Origin of the sequence: Candidatus Methanocrinis alkalitolerans, assembly GCF_029167205.1 — an archaeon.
GTDB classification, from domain to species: Archaea; Halobacteriota; Methanosarcinia; order Methanotrichales; family Methanotrichaceae; genus Methanocrinis; species Methanocrinis alkalitolerans.
Genome location: NZ_JARFPL010000030.1, coordinates 1 through 16,873, shown reverse-complemented (window position 1 = coordinate 16,873; position 16,873 = coordinate 1). Strand labels below are relative to the sequence as shown.

At 61.1% G+C, this 16,873-nt stretch carries 19 protein-coding genes; 8 read left to right on the top strand and 11 right to left on the bottom strand.

Features of this window, described 5'->3' with window-relative positions:
* Positions 1-167: 167 nt before the first annotated feature.
* Together P0O24_RS09365 and P0O24_RS09360 are read right to left on the bottom strand one after the other, a co-directional pair.
* Positions 168-713, bottom strand: coding sequence for a fasciclin domain-containing protein (locus tag P0O24_RS09365; protein WP_316969491.1), 546 nt, complete (start codon positions 711-713; stop codon positions 168-170).
* A gap of 449 nt (positions 714-1,162) precedes the next feature.
* Complete coding sequence (locus P0O24_RS09360) at positions 1,163-1,744, bottom strand: SOUL family heme-binding protein (protein ID WP_316969490.1); 582 nt, start codon at positions 1,742-1,744, stop codon at positions 1,163-1,165.
* A gap of 199 nt (positions 1,745-1,943) precedes the next feature.
* On the opposite strand from P0O24_RS09360, the gene P0O24_RS09355 reads away from it, so the two are divergent.
* The 3 genes from P0O24_RS09355 to P0O24_RS09345 all read left to right on the top strand — a co-directional run bounded on the left by P0O24_RS09355 (position 1,944) and on the right by P0O24_RS09345 (position 3,299).
* The gene (locus P0O24_RS09355) at positions 1,944-2,405 is read left to right on the top strand and encodes a hypothetical protein (RefSeq protein WP_316969489.1); all 462 of its coding nucleotides are present in this window, start codon (positions 1,944-1,946) and stop codon (positions 2,403-2,405) included.
* A gap of 199 nt (positions 2,406-2,604) precedes the next feature.
* Positions 2,605-2,748, top strand: a complete 144-nt coding sequence (locus P0O24_RS09350; RefSeq protein ID WP_316969488.1) for a hypothetical protein — start codon at positions 2,605-2,607, stop codon at positions 2,746-2,748.
* A gap of 14 nt (positions 2,749-2,762) precedes the next feature.
* Positions 2,763-3,299 (top strand): archaemetzincin family Zn-dependent metalloprotease, encoded by a 537-nt coding sequence (locus tag P0O24_RS09345; protein ID WP_316969487.1) that lies wholly within the window; start codon positions 2,763-2,765, stop codon positions 3,297-3,299.
* Positions 3,300-3,569: 270 nt separating this feature from the next.
* Here P0O24_RS09345 and P0O24_RS09340 read toward each other — a convergent pair whose 3' ends face one another.
* Positions 3,570-3,965 carry a tetratricopeptide repeat protein gene (locus P0O24_RS09340; protein ID WP_316969486.1) on the bottom strand — a complete coding sequence of 132 codons (396 nt, stop codon included), beginning with the start codon at positions 3,963-3,965 and terminating at the stop codon, positions 3,570-3,572.
* A gap of 154 nt (positions 3,966-4,119) precedes the next feature.
* Here P0O24_RS09340 and P0O24_RS09335 point away from each other — a divergent pair, with 154 nt between their 5' ends.
* Positions 4,120-5,169, top strand: a complete 1,050-nt coding sequence (locus P0O24_RS09335) for a cation diffusion facilitator family transporter (RefSeq protein WP_316969485.1) — start codon at positions 4,120-4,122, stop codon at positions 5,167-5,169.
* Positions 5,170-5,228: 59 nt separating this feature from the next.
* A complete protein-coding gene (locus P0O24_RS09330; protein WP_316969484.1) occupies positions 5,229-5,654 on the top strand; it encodes an OsmC family protein in 426 nt (141 codons plus the stop codon).
* A 162-nt stretch (positions 5,655-5,816) separates the two neighbouring features.
* On the opposite strand, the gene P0O24_RS09325 is transcribed toward P0O24_RS09330, so the two are convergent.
* The 8 genes from P0O24_RS09325 to P0O24_RS09290 form a co-directional block, all read right to left on the bottom strand.
* Positions 5,817-6,536 carry a methyltransferase family protein gene (locus P0O24_RS09325; protein ID WP_316969483.1) on the bottom strand — a complete coding sequence of 240 codons (720 nt, stop codon included), beginning with the start codon at positions 6,534-6,536 and terminating at the stop codon, positions 5,817-5,819.
* Between the two features lie 28 nt (positions 6,537-6,564).
* Positions 6,565-7,179 carry a methyltransferase family protein gene (locus tag P0O24_RS09320; RefSeq protein WP_316969482.1) on the bottom strand — a complete coding sequence of 205 codons (615 nt, stop codon included), beginning with the start codon at positions 7,177-7,179 and terminating at the stop codon, positions 6,565-6,567.
* A 64-nt stretch (positions 7,180-7,243) separates the two neighbouring features.
* The gene (locus P0O24_RS09315) at positions 7,244-7,711 is read right to left on the bottom strand and encodes a hypothetical protein (RefSeq protein WP_316969481.1); all 468 of its coding nucleotides are present in this window, start codon (positions 7,709-7,711) and stop codon (positions 7,244-7,246) included.
* On the bottom strand, positions 7,708-7,923 hold the full coding sequence (locus P0O24_RS09310; RefSeq protein ID WP_316969480.1) for a hypothetical protein: 216 nt from the start codon (positions 7,921-7,923) through the stop codon (positions 7,708-7,710). The genes P0O24_RS09315 and P0O24_RS09310 overlap by 4 nt, the downstream gene beginning before the upstream one ends.
* Positions 7,924-7,952: 29 nt before the next feature.
* Positions 7,953-10,727: a tetratricopeptide repeat protein gene (locus P0O24_RS09305; RefSeq protein ID WP_316969479.1), complete on the bottom strand. Its 2,775-nt coding sequence runs from the start codon at positions 10,725-10,727 to the stop codon at positions 7,953-7,955.
* A 96-nt stretch (positions 10,728-10,823) separates the two neighbouring features.
* A complete protein-coding gene (locus tag P0O24_RS09300) occupies positions 10,824-11,675 on the bottom strand; it encodes a sirohydrochlorin cobaltochelatase (RefSeq protein WP_316969478.1) in 852 nt (283 codons plus the stop codon).
* Between the two features lie 89 nt (positions 11,676-11,764).
* Entirely contained in the window at positions 11,765-12,421 is a 657-nt protein-coding gene (locus P0O24_RS09295) for a hypothetical protein (RefSeq protein ID WP_316969477.1), read from the bottom strand.
* 16 nt (positions 12,422-12,437) lie between these two features.
* Entirely contained in the window at positions 12,438-13,856 is a 1,419-nt protein-coding gene (locus tag P0O24_RS09290; protein WP_316969476.1) for a hydroxymethylglutaryl-CoA synthase family protein, read from the bottom strand.
* Positions 13,857-13,955: 99 nt separating this feature from the next.
* Between P0O24_RS09290 and P0O24_RS09285 the strand changes: the two genes are divergently transcribed.
* From P0O24_RS09285 to P0O24_RS09275, 3 genes are all read left to right on the top strand, one after another.
* On the top strand, positions 13,956-14,234 hold the full coding sequence (locus tag P0O24_RS09285) for a hypothetical protein (RefSeq protein ID WP_316969475.1): 279 nt from the start codon (positions 13,956-13,958) through the stop codon (positions 14,232-14,234).
* A gap of 158 nt (positions 14,235-14,392) precedes the next feature.
* Positions 14,393-14,884, top strand: coding sequence for a pyridoxamine 5'-phosphate oxidase family protein (locus tag P0O24_RS09280; protein WP_316969474.1), 492 nt, complete (start codon positions 14,393-14,395; stop codon positions 14,882-14,884).
* A 216-nt stretch (positions 14,885-15,100) separates the two neighbouring features.
* Entirely contained in the window at positions 15,101-16,690 is a 1,590-nt protein-coding gene (locus P0O24_RS09275) for an FMN-binding glutamate synthase family protein (protein WP_316969473.1), read from the top strand.
* The last annotated feature ends 183 nt before the right edge of the window (positions 16,691-16,873 follow it).

Here is a 16,873-nt window from a genome sequence, read left to right as displayed (position 1 = left end):
AAATGCTGCCCCGAAGGGTCTGTGTATCTGTTGGTATCTTCTGGGACCGAAAAAATTTTTTTTTGAGGCGGTGGATTTCGGTCCTCCGCCCCAAAAGCCTCTAGGAACTTACCTTTATCCTCAGATCCCTGGAGGCGCAGCAAAGTCTAAATCGACGATTCTCTTTGTCAGACGTCGACGAGCTCCTGGACCTCTTCGATCAGCTCCTCCACCGTCTCCATAATGTCCATCGACGGCTCCTCAGCGGGAGGGATCAGAACAGCATCGATGACGTGGATGACGCCGTTGCTGCAGACGATATCGGTCGCCGTCACGTTGGCGCCGTCCACCGTCACGCCCTCGTCGGTTACCTCAACGGTGAGGTTTCCGCCCTGGAGGGTGGGTATAGCCGTCATGTTCACGACGTCTGAGGCCATGATGGCGCCGGCTGCGACGTGGTACTTGAGGATCTCTGCCAGGGTCTCGTTGTCGATCTCATCAAGCCCTTCTACATCTGCGAAGGCCTCGTCGGTGGGGGCGAAGACTGTGAAGGGCCCTTCGCCGCTCAAGGCCTCCGTGAGGCCAGCGTCCTCAACCGCACCCACCAGGGTGTTGAAGTTTCCGTCTTCTGCAGCGGTCTCTAAGATCGTCTTTGCCGCATCGTCCTCTGCTGCGGACGTTACCATCGACAGCATAGAGACGATGAATAGAGCTATCAAAGCTTTTTTCATCATATTTTAACCTCCACTCCTTGTTTACGCCCCATCTTTTGGATTATTATTGCATATAATGCTTTCCGTCAGCTCTAACCAATCCCCTCGTAATAATTGTCCGAGAATTTCTGGACAAACTATATCAGGTCTAATACGATTGCTGCATACTATTATGTCTGAAATGTCTGAAGGTTGGATAAAATTGATAAATAATCATCACTCATCCGCGCGAATTTCTGAACGGCCGACAATCTTCACTCATACAACCTCCCATCGACTCGGGGAACCTCTCCGATCTCCTCGAAATCCGTCCTCTCAAACCTTTTTATCGCATGAGGAGAAAGGTCCGCCGGACTCTCTTCCTCGGGGAGATGAGAGCTTCCCATCTCAGAGCCTGTTGGTGGGGATAAAAAGGGGCCATACCTCCAGAACCCCCTAAACCAAAAATAACCCTATAATGCCTTTGTCCCTCAGACCTCTACTCCCACCTCGTTTCTGCGCATGAAGGGCGGCGTCCAGGGGTCGTTGTACTGCATGAGGACCGGGTCGCCCTGAGCATCGATCCCTCGATCTCTGAGGGTCTCTTCGAGGATCGTCAGGTATCTCTTTTGCCTCTCCTCTGTGGCGTAGCCAGAGAAGGCGATCGCCGCCATCCTCCTCGCCTCCACGACCTCGATCTTCACCTCCCCGTCCCGGGGGCGAGGCGTATCCTCCAGTTCCAACCCCTCGGGCATGACGAAGGCGATGAAAGGCTCGTCGCCGGCGGCGCCCGTCACCACGGGGGCGGTCATATCGATCTTCACCTCGCCATCGTTTTCGCCGGAGATGTACATGAAGAGGCGGGCAAACCCCCGGTTGCGGTCGTCTTCCGGGGTTATAGCCCAGATCTGGCGGGAGTACTCTCGGATCTCGACTCCGTTATCGAGCGTCTCGATGACCTGGTAGGGTGGCTCTTTTACGTTCATGGAGACGAACGCTCCGTAAAGGGTCCATATGAGAAGCGCCGCCAGGATAGCGACGGCAGCCATCCGGATCTTTGACATCTCTATCATGGGAACGGCTCCTGGGTCTTGTGCAGGTCTTCTGTATTTCTATCATAATCGAGGGCTACCTCATTTCACGTCCTCTCAAATTTGGGATTTTTGGGCTATAACTCTTTCGATCCCCGGTGGAAGGGGCGTTTGATGAGAAAAGAATAAATGAAGATATACTCCTACGATAGAGAAGGCTCCCTGGAAGGGGCGGATCATCGTGGGAAGAGAAGGCGAACCCGGAGACGAACATAAGGGCGAAGATGGAGGTGATAAAGACGCGGCTTTAGACGCCTCCTTCGAGGTCGCCGGCCGCAAGATCGGGAAGAGGAAGGTTAGGGGCGGCATAATAGCCACGGTGGGGTTCATCCTCTCTCCCGTCTCCTGGTGGAACGACCTCTTCGTCAACATCCCCATCGCCTACGCCTTTGCAGCCCTCTTCGCCCTCATATCCGAGGATCTCTTCCTCCCCGCCATGGTGATAGGATACTGGATCACCAACGTTCTGGGGTTCGTTCTGATGCACAGGGGGATGAAGGGCGTTCTATCCAAGGATGAAAGGAAGGGTCCGGGAAGAAAGGAGATCCTCACCGATCTATCGGTCTCCGTCGTCTATACGATCATAGTGATGGTGCTGGTGGCGATGGGAATCCTGAGGCTTCCCACCGAGTACTTCCCTTGAGAGACCTTCTTCTCATCTTTCGATGGAAGGGCCGAACCCCGGGACTACGGTCACCTTCCCCCCCTTCTCCACCAATCCTCCAATTTCCCTCCTTCTCCTCTTCCCTCATCTCCCTCTCCTTCTCCCCCTTTTACCTCCACCCCCTTCCCCCTCCTTTTCCTTCGTAAATTCCTTATACCAACCCCGCAGCCTAAAGGTCATGGCTGCAAGTTGTGAAAGCTGTCCCATAAGGCGCCGCGCCGAGAAGAGGCCCAACTCTCTCATCGCCAGAGTATGGAGGTGGCACACCGGATGGTGCCCCGGCTGGAAGGCCTACCAGAAGTCCCTCGCCGAGGAGCCTTGAGCTGAAGAGATGAGATGGATCTCATGACGATCCTCATCCAGCCGGTGGGAGCCGTCGACGATTCCCTCATCTCCTTCATCGAGGTCGAAATCGGGTCGATATACGGCTCCGTCGAGGTGATGCCGATGGTCCATATCCCCGCCTCCCTCCGAGATCCCGGGAGGGGCCAGCTCGACGGTGCGGCTGTACTCATGGCCCTTCCCCCGCCGGAAGGAGGCGACGCCGTCCTGGGGGTGGTCGAGGAGGACCTATTCGTGGCGGATCTGAACTTCGTCTTCGGCCTAGCCCACGGGAGGCGGGCGATGATATCTCTCGCAAGGCTCCGGCAGGAGTTCTACGGCCTCTCCCCAGACCCGGACCTATTTCGAGAGAGGGCCAAAAAGGAGGCGGTCCACGAGCTGGGCCACGTCTTCGGCCTCCCCCACTGCGGTGACGATGAATGCGTAATGCACTTTTCAAACTCCATCGATGAGGCTGACCTCAAAGGGTGGAGGTACTGCAGGTGGTGTCAAAAGATGCTGGAGGGCAGCGGGATGAAGCCGGCGATATGAAGCCGATGATGATCTTCTCAGGACGATTGGAGGCTTGAACCCGCCTTCTTAGGCCCTGAAAAATTTGGGGGATATCCGGCCGTCCCCGCTCAGCTCACCCGAGCTTTGGCTCATAGCCGCCGGCCTTGAAGCATGTTTAAGATTGTGATGAAGCTCTCAAGGAATAGGCCGCGAGAGATACGAGTACCATCTCCGGAGTCGAGGCCGATCTTCCTCCTCCGATCCTTCCATCGGTCACTCTCGACCCACAAAAAAGGTTCTGACGTATATTCAGGGGCTGACCCCCAGGGACCGGGCTCTCTCGAACGCCTCCTCCGCTTCTCCCTCTCGATGGAGCTTTTCGAGGACGATCCCCTTGTTGTACCATCCCTCGCCCAGGGCGGGGTTTAAGGTGAGCGCCTCCTCGAGCCTTTCGAGGGCCTCCTCATGCCTTCCGAGCTTCAGGAGGGCCAGGCCCCAGTTGTTCCAGGCGTGGACGTAGAAGGGGTAGATCCTCACCGCCCTCTCGCAGCATCGGGCCGCCCTCTCGTACTTCCCGAAATCAGCGAGGATCATCCCCATAGAGAACCAGAAGTCGGAGTTTTCGGCGAAACGCTTTTTGATGGAGACGAGGGCGACGACAGTGATGAGGATGAGCCCCGCTATGATCGGCAGGATCGGGTCCATGTCAGATCTATGGGCTTTCGCCTCCGATATACCTTACGTCGCATCCTCCAGCCCTCCATAGTCTCCAACGCCTACCCTCCAATTTCTTTCGATTGCGGTCCGAGCGGGCCGCAGATTTAAATCTCAGAGGAAGAAAACCGGTTCCGATAGGAGCATGATAGGAAAGAAAGGCATCCGCATCTCCGATGCTGGGATCGAAGAAGGAAGAAGGGACCATCACCTCCACGCCGCCGCCGACCCGGCCCTCCTCGCCGCCGAGAGGGGAATCCGGGCGGTCAAGCTCTCCTTTCTGGCGCTTGCCGCGACGGCGTTGATCCAGGTGGCGATAGTCTTCTTCTCCGGGTCTGTCGCCCTCCTCGCCGACACCGTCCACAACTTCGGTGACGCGGCGACGGCCCTTCCCCTCTGGGTCGCCTTCAGGCTCGGACGGCTTCCTCCGACGAAGGGGTTCACCTACGGATACGGCCGGGCCGAGGACCTGGCGGGGCTCGCCATAGTCCTCGTCATCGTCGCCGGTGCCGTCTTCACCGGGTACGAGTCGGTGATGAGGCTCTATGAGCCTGCTTCCGTCGGAATCCTATGGGCGGTGGCCCTCGCCTCCATCATGGGTTTCGTCGGAAATGAGGCGGTGGCCGTCTACCGGATGAAGGTCGGCCGGGAGATCAACAGCGCCGCCCTCGTCGCCGACGGCCTCCACGCCCGGGCCGACGGCCTGACGAGCCTCGCGGTCCTCTTCGGAGCCGTCGGCGTCTGGGCCGGATACCCCAGGGCCGACCCCCTGGTGGGGCTTATCATCACCGTCGTCATCCTTCATATCGGGTGGAGATCGGGGCGGATGGTCCTGACGAGGCTCGTCGACGGCGTCGACCCCGAGGTCGTCGATGGGGTGAGGGCGGCCGCCGGATCCGCCCCCGGAGTCGAGGAGGTATCTGGGGTGAGGGTGAGGTGGCTGGGCCACCGCCTCCGGGCCGAGATCGATGTTATCGTCGATCCGGATCTGACCGTCGAGGAGGGGCACAAGATCGCGAAGGAGGTGGGCCATCAGCTCCTAAGAAGCCTCCCATACCTATCGGAGGCGACGGTCCACGTCGACCCGCCCGGGGCCCCCGGAGAGGCTTACCATCGGAATCACCATGGGGATGACCATCAGGATGACCATCGGGATGAAGGCAGCCCGACCGGCCGAAGAGTCCGCCGCCCTTGACCGTTCGGCCGAAGATCTCAGGAAATTGATAATTACCATCGGGTACAAAGCCCGTGGTCATGACCGAAGAGATCTATTTTGGAAACGATCTGGCCTGGACCGGGGACGCCAGGGGCGAGATAGTATTTGCGTCCCGTCAGAAGATCAAGGTCGCCCTTCCGGCGGAGTTTGGCGGAGTCGAGGGGTTCCTCTCCCCCGAGGACCTCTTCGTCGCCGCCGCCAACGGATGCGTCCTCACCACCACCCTCGCCGTGGCGAAGAAGCATAAGGTCGCCCTCCGGTCTTACAGGTCGGAGGCGGTCGGAGTTCTGGAGAGGCTGGGGGACGGGAGGGAGGTGACCCGGATCGATATCAACGTCAAAATCGCCGCCGACGCAGATCCGGAGGCCCTGGCGGAGATCTTCGCAGAGGTGGCGAGGAGGGCGCCGGTGATAAGGTCGATGACCAGCTCTGTGAGCATCGATTTTGAGGTGGTGGACGGATGAGGACGATGCTGCTGATCCCCGCCGACTCGGCGCTTTCGGTGGGGATGGAGGGGCACCTTCTCCAGTCCGGCGAGGCGGAGGCGCCCCGGGGGCGGTGACCTCCTCACCTTCCTTTCTATCTTTTGCCCCGGAGTTTGGCCCAGACCGGGCATGAGATCACGATCAGGATTTCAGCTCAGGCTCTGATGAAGATCTCGATTCAGATCCCGATTCAGATCCCGGCGGAGATCCCGGGACGCCGCCCCCCGGTCCCGCAGCCTTTCCTCTGGCCTTCACCTCTGTCTCGGGGTAGGTGCATCTCATCCGGGGGATGAACCTGGGCACCCTATCCTGGTAGTCGAGGTAGGCGGCCCCGAACTCCTCGGCGAGCATCCTCTCCTCGTGGACCGATCCGAGGATGAAGTAGACGGTGGTGATGATGTAGAGGACGAGGAGGTTTGCGGTCATGACGGGGGTGAGCCAGAGGAATACGAGGGCGAAGAGGAAGAGGGGGTTTCTCGTCCTGCAGTAGATCCCCCGGACGATCAGCTGGCCGTTGCCCTCACCGGAGCCGGGCCTGATCCCCAGGAACCGGAGGGGCCCCGCTTCCAGGAGGGTCTTTGCTAGGGCGAAGGCGGCGGCCGCCTGGACCGCCACCATCCCCCACCGCCAGGGGGCGGGGACGGAGTAGAGGACCTGCCCGGGGAAGAGATAGAATAGGTATAGCAGGGGGAGGAGGGTCGCTGCGGCGATGATGGTAAAGAAGAGGCGGTACCACCGCATCCCTCCCGGACCGAAGGCCCGGCGGGCCCTCCCCTTCGCCCAGCTGCCCGCGAGGAGGCTGTGGAGGAGAGCGAAGGCGATGAGGTAGAAGGCGAGGATTAGGGTGGAGATCGTGAACATGGGATTTGCCTCTCTGCCACCTATCCCATCACCCTTCGGGGCTGAGCCTTCCCCGCCAGGGGATCATCCGCGGGACCCGCCGCTGATAGGAGCGGTATTCGTCGCCGAACTGGGCGAGGAGCCTCCTCTCCCAGTGGAGGGACCCCAGGTAGAGGTAGACGGTGACGGCGGCGTATAGGATCAGGATATTCGTCGTCATGAAGGGGGTCAGCCAGATGATGAGAAAGCCGGATAAAAGGAAGGGGTCTCTAATCCAGCAGTATATCCCCCGGGGGGCCAGGGCTTTCGCCCCGGAGGCCCCGGGCCCCGAAAGCTGCAGAGGCACCTTGAACCGGTGGGGTGCGTCGACGAAGGCCCTGATGGATAGAAGCCCCGCCAGGACCTGCCCTGCCACCATCGCCCACCGCCAGGGGGAGGGGGCGACGTAGAGGATATTGCCGGGGAAGAGGTAGACGAGGTAGACCAGGGGCGCGATCATCACGAAGGCGGAGGCCGCGAAGATCGCCGGATACCACGGGTCCATCCGGCTCCCGAGGATCTTCGCGGCCCTTCTTTTGAAGGGAAGGCTGGCCATGAGGCTGTGGACGGCGGCGAAGCAGGCGAGGTAGAGGACGAGGAGGAGGGCGGAGTCGGTGGGGGACATCGATGGGTTATTTCGTCGGGATGGTATTTGGGGCTGATGCTGGTGCTGGTGATGCCGTCCCCGGCTAAATCCAGACTAGATAGAGGACGATGTTCACCACCAGCGGCACGAACCCCAGCAGCAGGAAGAGGTGAGCCCGCTGGAGCTGCCGGTGCTTGTAGCCTACGATCTCCTCGTACATAGAGCGCGCCAGGTCCGGGGAGGAGAGGTTCGTCCTGTAGGTCTCCGGCTTGAAGACCAGGACGGCGAAGGCGAGGCTGGCGAGCCAGAGGACGATGGGAAGGACCAAGAGCAGGACGAGAGCCCATCGGATTTCGCCCTCCACCGCCAGGCTTCCCTTCAGGTCGCTGAAGGAGATGGCGGCGAAGTAGATCGCCTGGAGGAGGCTGGTGACCGATATCAGCTGCTTTGCCGCCTCCTCCAGGGCTGCGACCGACTCCTTCGCCGCACCCCGGGCCGTCTCCAGCCAGAATCGGTCGAGCTTCGTCAGAGAGCCGCCCCGGACCGGCTCGCTGTCGCCTTCGCTCATCATCCAAACCTCCTCACAACATCCTCTTTCTTCACCCGCGACAGCCAGATCTTGTTCTCCGTCCCGCAGTACGGGCACTCGGCGACGAAGGAGAGGGCCTCCTCCTCGCCCGGCTCGGCGAGGCCGCCTCCGCTCTCGACGGAGGCTCGCTCGTCCCAGGAGAAGACGCCATCGGGGGCGGTGCAGTTCGGATTAACGCATTTGATCCGGATCATGGCAGGCTCTCCATCAAATCGTTCTCATCTCAACCAAGCCCCAGCCATCTTTTTATCCTTCCAAAGGATGAGGGCTTATCTTGCGCCTTCTGCTCCAGACGTTCTCGAATCTGCCGAGCCTGGGTTGCCTTTGGGCTTCCAAGCTCCAGGAACAGCTTCTCAGCCATTCGGATCAGATCCAGCGCCTGATCCAGGTTTCCTTCTCCCTCTTCCAGAATGGAGCTATTGGCCAATGTAATGGCGACGCCGTCCTTGTCCCCCATCTCTTGGGCGATCTTCATGCTCTCGGCGTAGAGGCGGCGGGCCTCGTCGATGTCGCCCGTGTCCTGAGCGAGCATCCCCAGCTGGTGGAGCGAGCTTGCGATACCGGACTTGTCCCCCAGATCTTGAGCTATCTTCAGGCTCTCGGCGTATAGGCGGCGGGCCTCAATGATGTCGCCCGTGCCCTGAGCCAGCATCCCAAGCTGGCCGAGCGATTTTGCGACCCCGTCCTTGTCCCCCAGCTCTTGAAATGTCTTCAGGCTATCGCTGTAAAGGCGGCGGGCCTCGTCGATGTCGCCCGTATCCTGAGCGAGCATCCCAAGCTGGCCGAGCGATTTTGCGACCCCGGATTTGTACCCCAGCTCTTGGGCGATCTTCAGGCTATCGCCGTAGAGGCGGCGGGCCTCGTCGATGTCGCCCGTGTCCTGAGCGAGGATCCCCAGCTGGTGGAGCGATATTGCGACGCCAGCCTTGTCCCCCAGACTCTCGCAAGCTTTCATCGCCTGTTTCAGCCTGATCTTATCTTCGTTCCAGTACCCCCTGGTCCTCAAATAAAATTCGGTGGCCGATACCAAGCTTCTCACCATCTCCCACTCTTTCGCTGCATAGGCCCAGTCCAAACCTGCGAGGATGTTCTCGTGCTCGGCCTGGAGCGCATTGTAGTCCTCCTCGAACAGGGTCGCATATGCAAGAAAGATGTTGGCCGCCCGCCGCAGATGGATCTTCATCGCCCCCTCGCCCGCCTTTCCGGAGGCGTACTGGCGCATCAGCGAATGCAATCGATAGCGCTGCCATGTGACCTCATCTCCCGAATCGTCAAAGGCCGTCACGGGCACCGTGTCCACGAAGGACTTTCGGACGAGCTCCGTCAGGTCGTCCCGCCACTGAGGAAGCGCCGCCGTCGCGTCTCCCTCGAAGAGGGGCAGGGTCGAAGTCATCTCGATCACGACCTCGGTGGCGGAGCTGGCGAAGGCGGCCATCCGGTGGAGGAGCTCCTTCTCGCCCTCGGGGAGGGGGTTGTAGGAGAAGTCGAACCGCGTGGAGACTTCCTTGTGGGGAGCGGCGAGGACCCTCTGGCAGATAGTCGCGAGAGAGTCGCTCCCCACCATCGCCGCCGCGAGCTTGATCGCCAGGGGGTGGCCGTCCAGGTGCCCGGAGATATCCCGCATCGCCTTCAAATCCGAGGAGGTCAGCTTCTCGCCCCATCCCGGCTTTCGCCGTCTCGCCTCGACGATGAAGAGCCTTGTCGCCTCCAGGGGCTCCATCTCGTCGATGTCGATGTGGGTCCCCTCCCGCTCCAGCGCCTCCCGGCTGGTCACAAGAGCCGCCGACGGCCTCGGTATCCCCTCCAGGAACCGAAAGACGGCAGGATCTTTTATCGTCTCGGCGTTGTCGACGACGATCAGGCTCGCCGTCCCCAGGTCTCGCAGGTATCCGAGGACAATGTCTCGCTTTTCGTCCACCAAACGGGTCCGGAATTCGTAGCCGAAGACGTTGACGAAGGCGTCGAGAAGCTCGTTCAGACTCATGTTCTCGATCTCGGCTCCGCTCCGCCAGAAGACGCCGCCGGGATACCGCCATGCTATCCTGCGAGCCGCCTCGGCGCCCAGGACAGATTTGCCGATCCCGCCCTGGCCGGTGAGGACGACGAGCCTCTCGCCGCCGTTGAGGGCGCGGACCGTCCGGGCGAGGAGTCCCTTTCTGCCCCGGGGCGGATCGCCCCGGATGAACTCGCCGACGAAGTCGTACTCCGGGACCCCAAAGATCCTCTCCCTCTCGACGACGACCTCGCCCCGCATCGGACGGTCGACGATCCGGGCGCCGGTTCCATCGCCCTCCAGGATCGGGATCTCCTCGGCAGGAGTTCCCTCCTCGCTTTTGGGCAGTTTCGCCAAGGAGGGGCGCGCCTGGTCGAACGCCTCTTTGATATTATTGCCCGCGCCCAAATAGGCATATAAAGGCCGGGAGAGGGCCACCGTCAGCTCCACCGGGACCGGCTCCCTCATCCCCATGACGGCGGGGACCCCCTCCCGCGTCAGGACCGCGAGGAGGCTCGCGTCTCCACCTTTCGCCGACTCGCAAGCGGAGAGGATGACAAGCTTCGTGGGCCTTCCGGGGACAGCGTTTATCATCCCCGCCAGATCTTCGGCGGCGAGGGAGTCCACCGTCCCGTCCTCCCCCTCGAAGGCGAGGTATCCCCCGGCCTCTTCATATTCCAGGACGGCGTTACATCGGCCGCATTTCTTGCCTTCAGGAGGGTTGAGGCCGGAGCAGCTCGGGCATCTGCGCCCAAAGCTGCCGTGGCCGTCGAAGTGGACGACGTCGTAGCCTCCCAGGATCTCGGTTCTGAGCTGCTCGATAGTCGGGGGCCTGAGAAAATCCAGGCGGGCCGGGGTCTTCACCGCCGATAGGCCGCTATAGAGCGCCCACTGGTCGGCGATATTCGGAAGCTCGCTTTCGTCCAGGGGGCGGGATATGATCACCAGAACGCGGAAGGGCAGCTCTTCCGTCGAAGGCTGGGCGGGTGGAGGTGGGGTGGCCAAGGTCGTTCACCTGTCTACATTTCAGAGGAGCGGTCAGGGATCTCTCAGCCTCTACTTTCTAAATATAAACTTCCTTCGCCATTCTCCGGGAGGGGATCATTCCCCGCGCAGTAACCCCTCCGCCGCCCGCCTCGTATGCGCCAGGAAGACCTCCACCACCCGGGGGTTCTCCCCCATCCCCAAAAGGTTCAGGTCGACCTCGTAGCCCGCCTCCTCAAAGGACCTCTTCCACGATCCCGAGCCGTCCCCGGCGATATCCTTTGAGGCGTGGCCTCCGGCGACGAGGAGGAAGGGAAGGAGCCTCACCCTCGGCACGCCGGCCGCCCTCACCTCCTCCAGCGCCTCCTCCAGCCCCGGAAAGCCGTCGATCGTCCCGAGAAATACGTTCCTGTGATCTCTCTTCAAAACCCGCGCCATCCGGGAGTAGGCGGCGTCGGCGGGGTGGGCCGTCCCGTGGCCGACGAGGACGACGGCCGTCTCCTCCGGGTTACGCTTCAAAGCCGCCGCCTCGCCCCCGACGGTGATCCGGTCGAACTCCGGGGCGAGGGCTTCACAGACGGCGTCGTAGTCCGTAGCTGCGGCCAGGAGGGGAAGGCCCATGGCGAGCCTCCTGAAGCCGAACTTCCCCCTGACGGTCCCGAGGGCAGAGACGAGGGCCGCAGCCTCGTGAAACTCCGAACCTGGGGCGACGTGCAGCGACTGGACGACGATGTCCTCGTGGCCGGCGTCGTGGAGCTCTGCGAGGGCCATCAAGGGGCTTTCGACCGCCGTCCCCTCGGTCCCGGCTAGCCTTCGCCGGATGAACCCGGCGGTGAAGGCGATCTTGACTGCCGGGGCTTCAAACTCACGTCTGTATACGGCTCTTATCTTCTCGTAGGTCTTCCTCGCCTCGAAGTCGAGGCTCCCATAGGCCACCAGGACGATGGCAGGCGGTTCATCGGCAGACAAATCTTCACTCCTCCCTTTATTTTCCTTTATTTCCCTTTCTTCGATATTGACGGGGCGGTTCTCCCTCTGATCTCTCCCAAACCCGCCCCTCAGATCCCCTTCCTCCTGAGGATCCGGTCCTCCTCCCGGAGCCGCTCCTCCTCCTTCTCCCTCTTCCTCTCGCCCCAGATGAGGATGGCGGCTCCGGCAGCGATCGACCCGAAGAGGGCGGCGATGGCGACGACGATCTTCGACGCGATACCCCCGAAGAGGCCGGTCCCGACGGCCAGGACCACCTGCGGCCCCTCCCTACCCGGAGGGTAAGATGCCGTCATCCTGTAGATGCCGGGATGGTCGATCTCGAAGGCGGCGATCGACCTGCCCGACCGGCCGGCGAAGGAGTAGGTGGAGCTTGCGAACGGGGGCGATAGTTCCACCTTCTCGCCGGAGGATAGGTCGAAGAGTTCGATGACGAGCCCCGGAGGCACCGTCTCTCCCGTCGAGTAGAAGCGGCCTTCTACGACGCTCACATCCTCGCGGAAGATGGTGTACTCCCCGGCTTTCTTCATGTACAGCTCCGCCGTCCCCGGCGCCGCCATCTGGACGAGGTCGCCACCTATATCCGATAAAGCCGAATAAGCCATCCACCCGAAGATCAAGAGCCCGGTAACGACGACCAGGGCGGCGAGGGCCAGATCCCGCCGGTTAAAAGATGGGGGCGATACCGCCGATACCGCCGATACCGATGATACCGATGATCCTGCCAATATTTCATCTCCACCGTCAGCCGACGAAGCCGTACCGCCTGTACCCGTCAGCGTCGATCCGGAGGAGGGCGAACTCCCCCGCCGGGGGGATGATGCTCTCTTGCCTATCTCCCCGGTGAAGGTCCTCGTAATCCGCCAGATCTATCTCGACCCTTTCGTCCAGCTTTTTGAGGACGGAGCCTCTGGCCACCGATCCGATCCCCTCTTCGACCGTCCCGGAGAAGAAGGCGGCAGAGCAGCCGCTCCCGTAGGAGCCCAGGCCGATCCGCGCCCCCGGCGTGAGGAGGTCCTGCACGAGGAGGCTCGCCAGGCCCAGGTAGATCGATCCGGTGTAGATGTTTCCGACGACCGAGGATATGAGGGTCGAGGGTTTTACCTTCTTTCCGTAGGCCTCCTGAAACATCGCCGACTTCGAGAACCTCCTCTGGTAATCGGCCTCATCCTTCGCCTTCGCCTCCGCCTTCGCCTTCACCGTCGCCCCTTCCCCGCCTCCCGGCTCTCCAGGCTCGGCCCCGATCTCCTCCTCCACCTCCCGCCACCGGGGGAGGCTGCGCCACTCACGTCGGAACAATGAGGCGGCCGCATACTCCGCCATCCGGGGGTAGGGGATGTGAAAGATTATCCTGTCGAGGTGGTCTGTGACGCACTCTCCGTCCCCGAGGAGGACGACCCCCCGGGAGAGGGCCCTCCTCTGGTAGGAGCCGAAGGCACCCTCCATCGCAGCCAGGTAGCAGAGGTTGCTGTACTTGCCGTTCACCACGGCGCACCTCATCCCGACGGGGCGGAAGAAGTCGTTCTCGTCCCTGGTATAGACCCCCATCACGGGGTCGAGGGCGAGGATCCTCGGATCCCTGTCGACGAGGAGGGCGACGGACCCCGCCCCCTGGGTGTACTCGCCGGGGGAGCCTATCTCATAACGGGCGACGTCCGTCGCCACCACGATCCCGACCCTCCCCCGCCGTCGGCCCGGGCCGTTGCTGCCGTTAGCTTCGTCCCATCCTCCATCGTCCCCTGCCTTCAGCCAGCAAGCGACGCTCTCCAGGGCTAAGGTGGCGCCTATGCACGCCGACTTGTACTCCACGGTCGAGCACTCCGTGAAGGTCCCCGGACCGTAGACCTCCTCGAGCATCCCGATGACGTACGTCCCCATCGCCTTCGCCTCGTCGACCCCAGACTCGGTCCCGATGTATATCCTCCCGACATCCTCGGGCAGAAGGTCGTTATTTCGCATCAGATCCAGGGTCGAGGACGCGGCCATGGTGGCGGCGTCCTCATGGGCGTCGGGGACCGCCATCTTCTCGACGCCGATCCCCCGGGATAGCTTCGCCGGCTCGATCCCCCTCGCCCGGGCGAACTCGCCGGTGGTGGATAAAAATAGCTTCGGGACGGCGACGGCGATGTCGTCGATCCCGACTTTATCTGGAGTTTGGGTCATGATCATCTCCTCTGGTGAACTTGCGGGCTGGACGGTTCGAACCGATCGTATTTATTTTGTGGGGTTTGGGCGGCCTGCGAGACCTATATATCCGATCGGGTGGTGGTATCCTCCGAGGCGTCAGCGGTGATGGAAGAGATCGAGCAGCTGTTGGAGAGGTTTGAGAGGCTGAAAGAGGGGGAGCGGTCGGAGGTGGCCTCGATATTCGTGAAGTACGCCGACGGCGAGATCGGGTTGGAAGAGGTCCACTACACCCTTCTGGACGAAGGTCTGATTCCGATGCCCTCGAGGTGCACCATGTACCACAAGCCGAAGCATAACCCCGATGCTGAGGAGGCCCTGAGGTCGCTCATAAGAGAGAAGATCCAGGGCCGTTGACGGACAGCCTTTGGTCTTGCTCAAGAGCCGAGCCTTCATTTTTCCCCCCACCGTCTCTTCGATGGGGACGTTCTTCTTCGACGGACTCTCTCGTTTTCTGGATGTTTTAAATAGAATCCGATCCATACCCTATGATGAAGTTGCTCTGAGGAGATGAGATGGCCCCGGAAGTTGAGAAGATACCCAGCATGGAAAAGAGGGAGTACGACCGGCTGATCGAGGAGGAGCACGTATGCAGGATCGCCTTCAAGGGGGATAAATACCCCTACGTGGCCCCTTTCGTATACGTCTTCGACGGCCGGTTCATGTACTTCCTCTCGACGAAGTACGGCAAAAAGATCGAGTTCTTCATAAAAGATCCCCACGTATCTGTGGAGGTGGAGAGGTACGCTCCGGACCTCTCCAGCTATCGTTTCGTCACCCTGCGGGGCCGCCTCGATGAGGTCAGGGACCCCGAGGAGAAGAGGCGTGTCAGGGTGGGGTTCATCGACCTGATCAGGAATAAGAACCTATCCCGAAACGTCCTCCTCGCCCTCGGCCACTCCCCCAATGATCCCCTGGATTCCATAGTCGAGGAGGAGCGTTCCCTCATATGGAAGCTCGTCGACGTCGAGAAGATCGTGGGGCTCAAGGGTGGCGAGGGGTCTTGACCAGATAGCCCGTCGATGACCTCGCCCTTCGGCCATCCTCATCTCATCGGCCATGGGAGCTGCCAGATTCGCTGATGCCGGACGAATGGCGGCGATGCCATGGTCGGACAAGATTTATATATGGGCTGACCGGAAGCTCCTTTCTGACACGTCGCCCAAACCTGGGCGGAAGATCCGCCCGGACCCAGGACGAATTAAAATAACAGGAGGCATTTTATGAATCTCAGACGGCCAAACGCCAACGAAGCGATCGGGACCTTCAACCGGTCGAGGGACGTCGCCCCTATGTCCGGAATCTGCACCCGATGTGTCGACGGTTGCAGGGGCGGTTGTGATATCTGGTTATCCTCTTTCAGGGGCCGGGAGGTCCTATATCCCGGCCCCTTCGGCGAGGTCACCGCCGGGGCCGACAAGGACTACCCCCTAGATTACTCTCACATAAGCATCCAGGGTTACGCCGTCGGCGCCAAGGGCCTGCCCGAGGGTGTCGATGCCAACCCCGACACCGCCGTATTCTCCGAGGTGGACACCGAAACCGAGTACGGATGGGACAGAAAGGTCAAGATGAAGGTCCCCATATTCACCGGCGCCCTCGGCTCGACAGATATCGCCGGTGCCAACTGGGAGCACTTCGCCATCGGTGCAGCCATATCCGGGATCACCCTCGTATGCGGCGAAAACGTCTGCGGCGTCGACCCGGATCTGGTCCTGGACGGCAAGGGCAAAGTCGTCAGGTCTCCGGAGATGGACAGAAGAATCGAGACCTACAGGCAGTTCCATGAGGGGTACGGCGAGATCCTCGTCCAGATTAACGTCGAGGACACCCGCCTGGGAACCGCCGAGTACGTCTCCATGAAGCACGAGCTGGACACCCTGGAGCTGAAGTGGGGGCAGGGGGCAAAGTGCATCGGAGGCGAGATCAAGGTTCGGTCCCTCGAACGGGCCCTGGAGCTACAGAATAGAGGCTACCTGGTGAGGCCCGACCCCTCCAGAAAGGACGTCCAGGAGGCGTTCGCAGACGGCTCCATCAAGGAGTTTGAGAGGCACTCTCGCCTCGGGTTTGTAACAAAAGAGGGCTTCCTCGAAGAGGTGGACCGGCTCAGGGATCTGGGGTTCAAGAGGGTCACCCTCAAGACCGGGGCCTACTCCATGGCGGAGCTGGCGATGGCTCTGCGCTACGGGTCAGAGGCGAAGATCGACCTTCTCACCATCGACGGCGCCCCCGGCGGCACCGGGATGAGCCCCTGGCCGATGATGAACGAGTGGGGAATCCCCACCTTCTACCTCCAGTCCCTCGCCCGGGAGTTTGCAGAGCGGCTCGCCAAGAAGGGGATGAGGGTCCCCGACCTCGCCATGGCGGGAGGCTTCTCCAGCGAGGACGGGGTATTCAAGGCGATCGCCATGGGCGCCCCTTACTTCAGGGCGGTATGCATGGGCAGAGCCCTCATGATCCCCGGGATGGTGGGAAAGAACATCCAGAAATGGATCCAGGCAGGAGAGCTTCCCAAGTCCGTCTCAAGGTACGGGACGACGGCAAGGCAGCTCTTCGTCACCTACGGGGAGCTGGCCGAAAGGTACGGAAGAGATATCGATAAGATACCCCTGGGGGCTATGGGGATCTACACCTACGCCCAGAGGTTCCAGATCGGCCTGCAGCAGCTTATGGCCGGAAGCAGAAACTTCAGCCTGGAGACGGTCAATAGAGGCGACCTGATGGCCCTCACTGAGGAGGCGGCGAAGGTCTCGGGGATCGCCTACGTAATGGACGCCCATAGAGACGCCGCCGAGGAGATATTGGAGGGTTGAGGCTTCTCAAAATCCAGACAGGATGGGGCCAAGAAGTTGCGCTGCAAGGGCTTGCGGGGCACAATCTACTTTTCCAGTGATGAAGTTGGAGGCTGGATACCCCTTCCCAAAAGTTTTTTAATCTTCTGAGATGAAGTACCCAGTGGTACCCTCCTATGACCCGAATACACCTAAACCTGATAA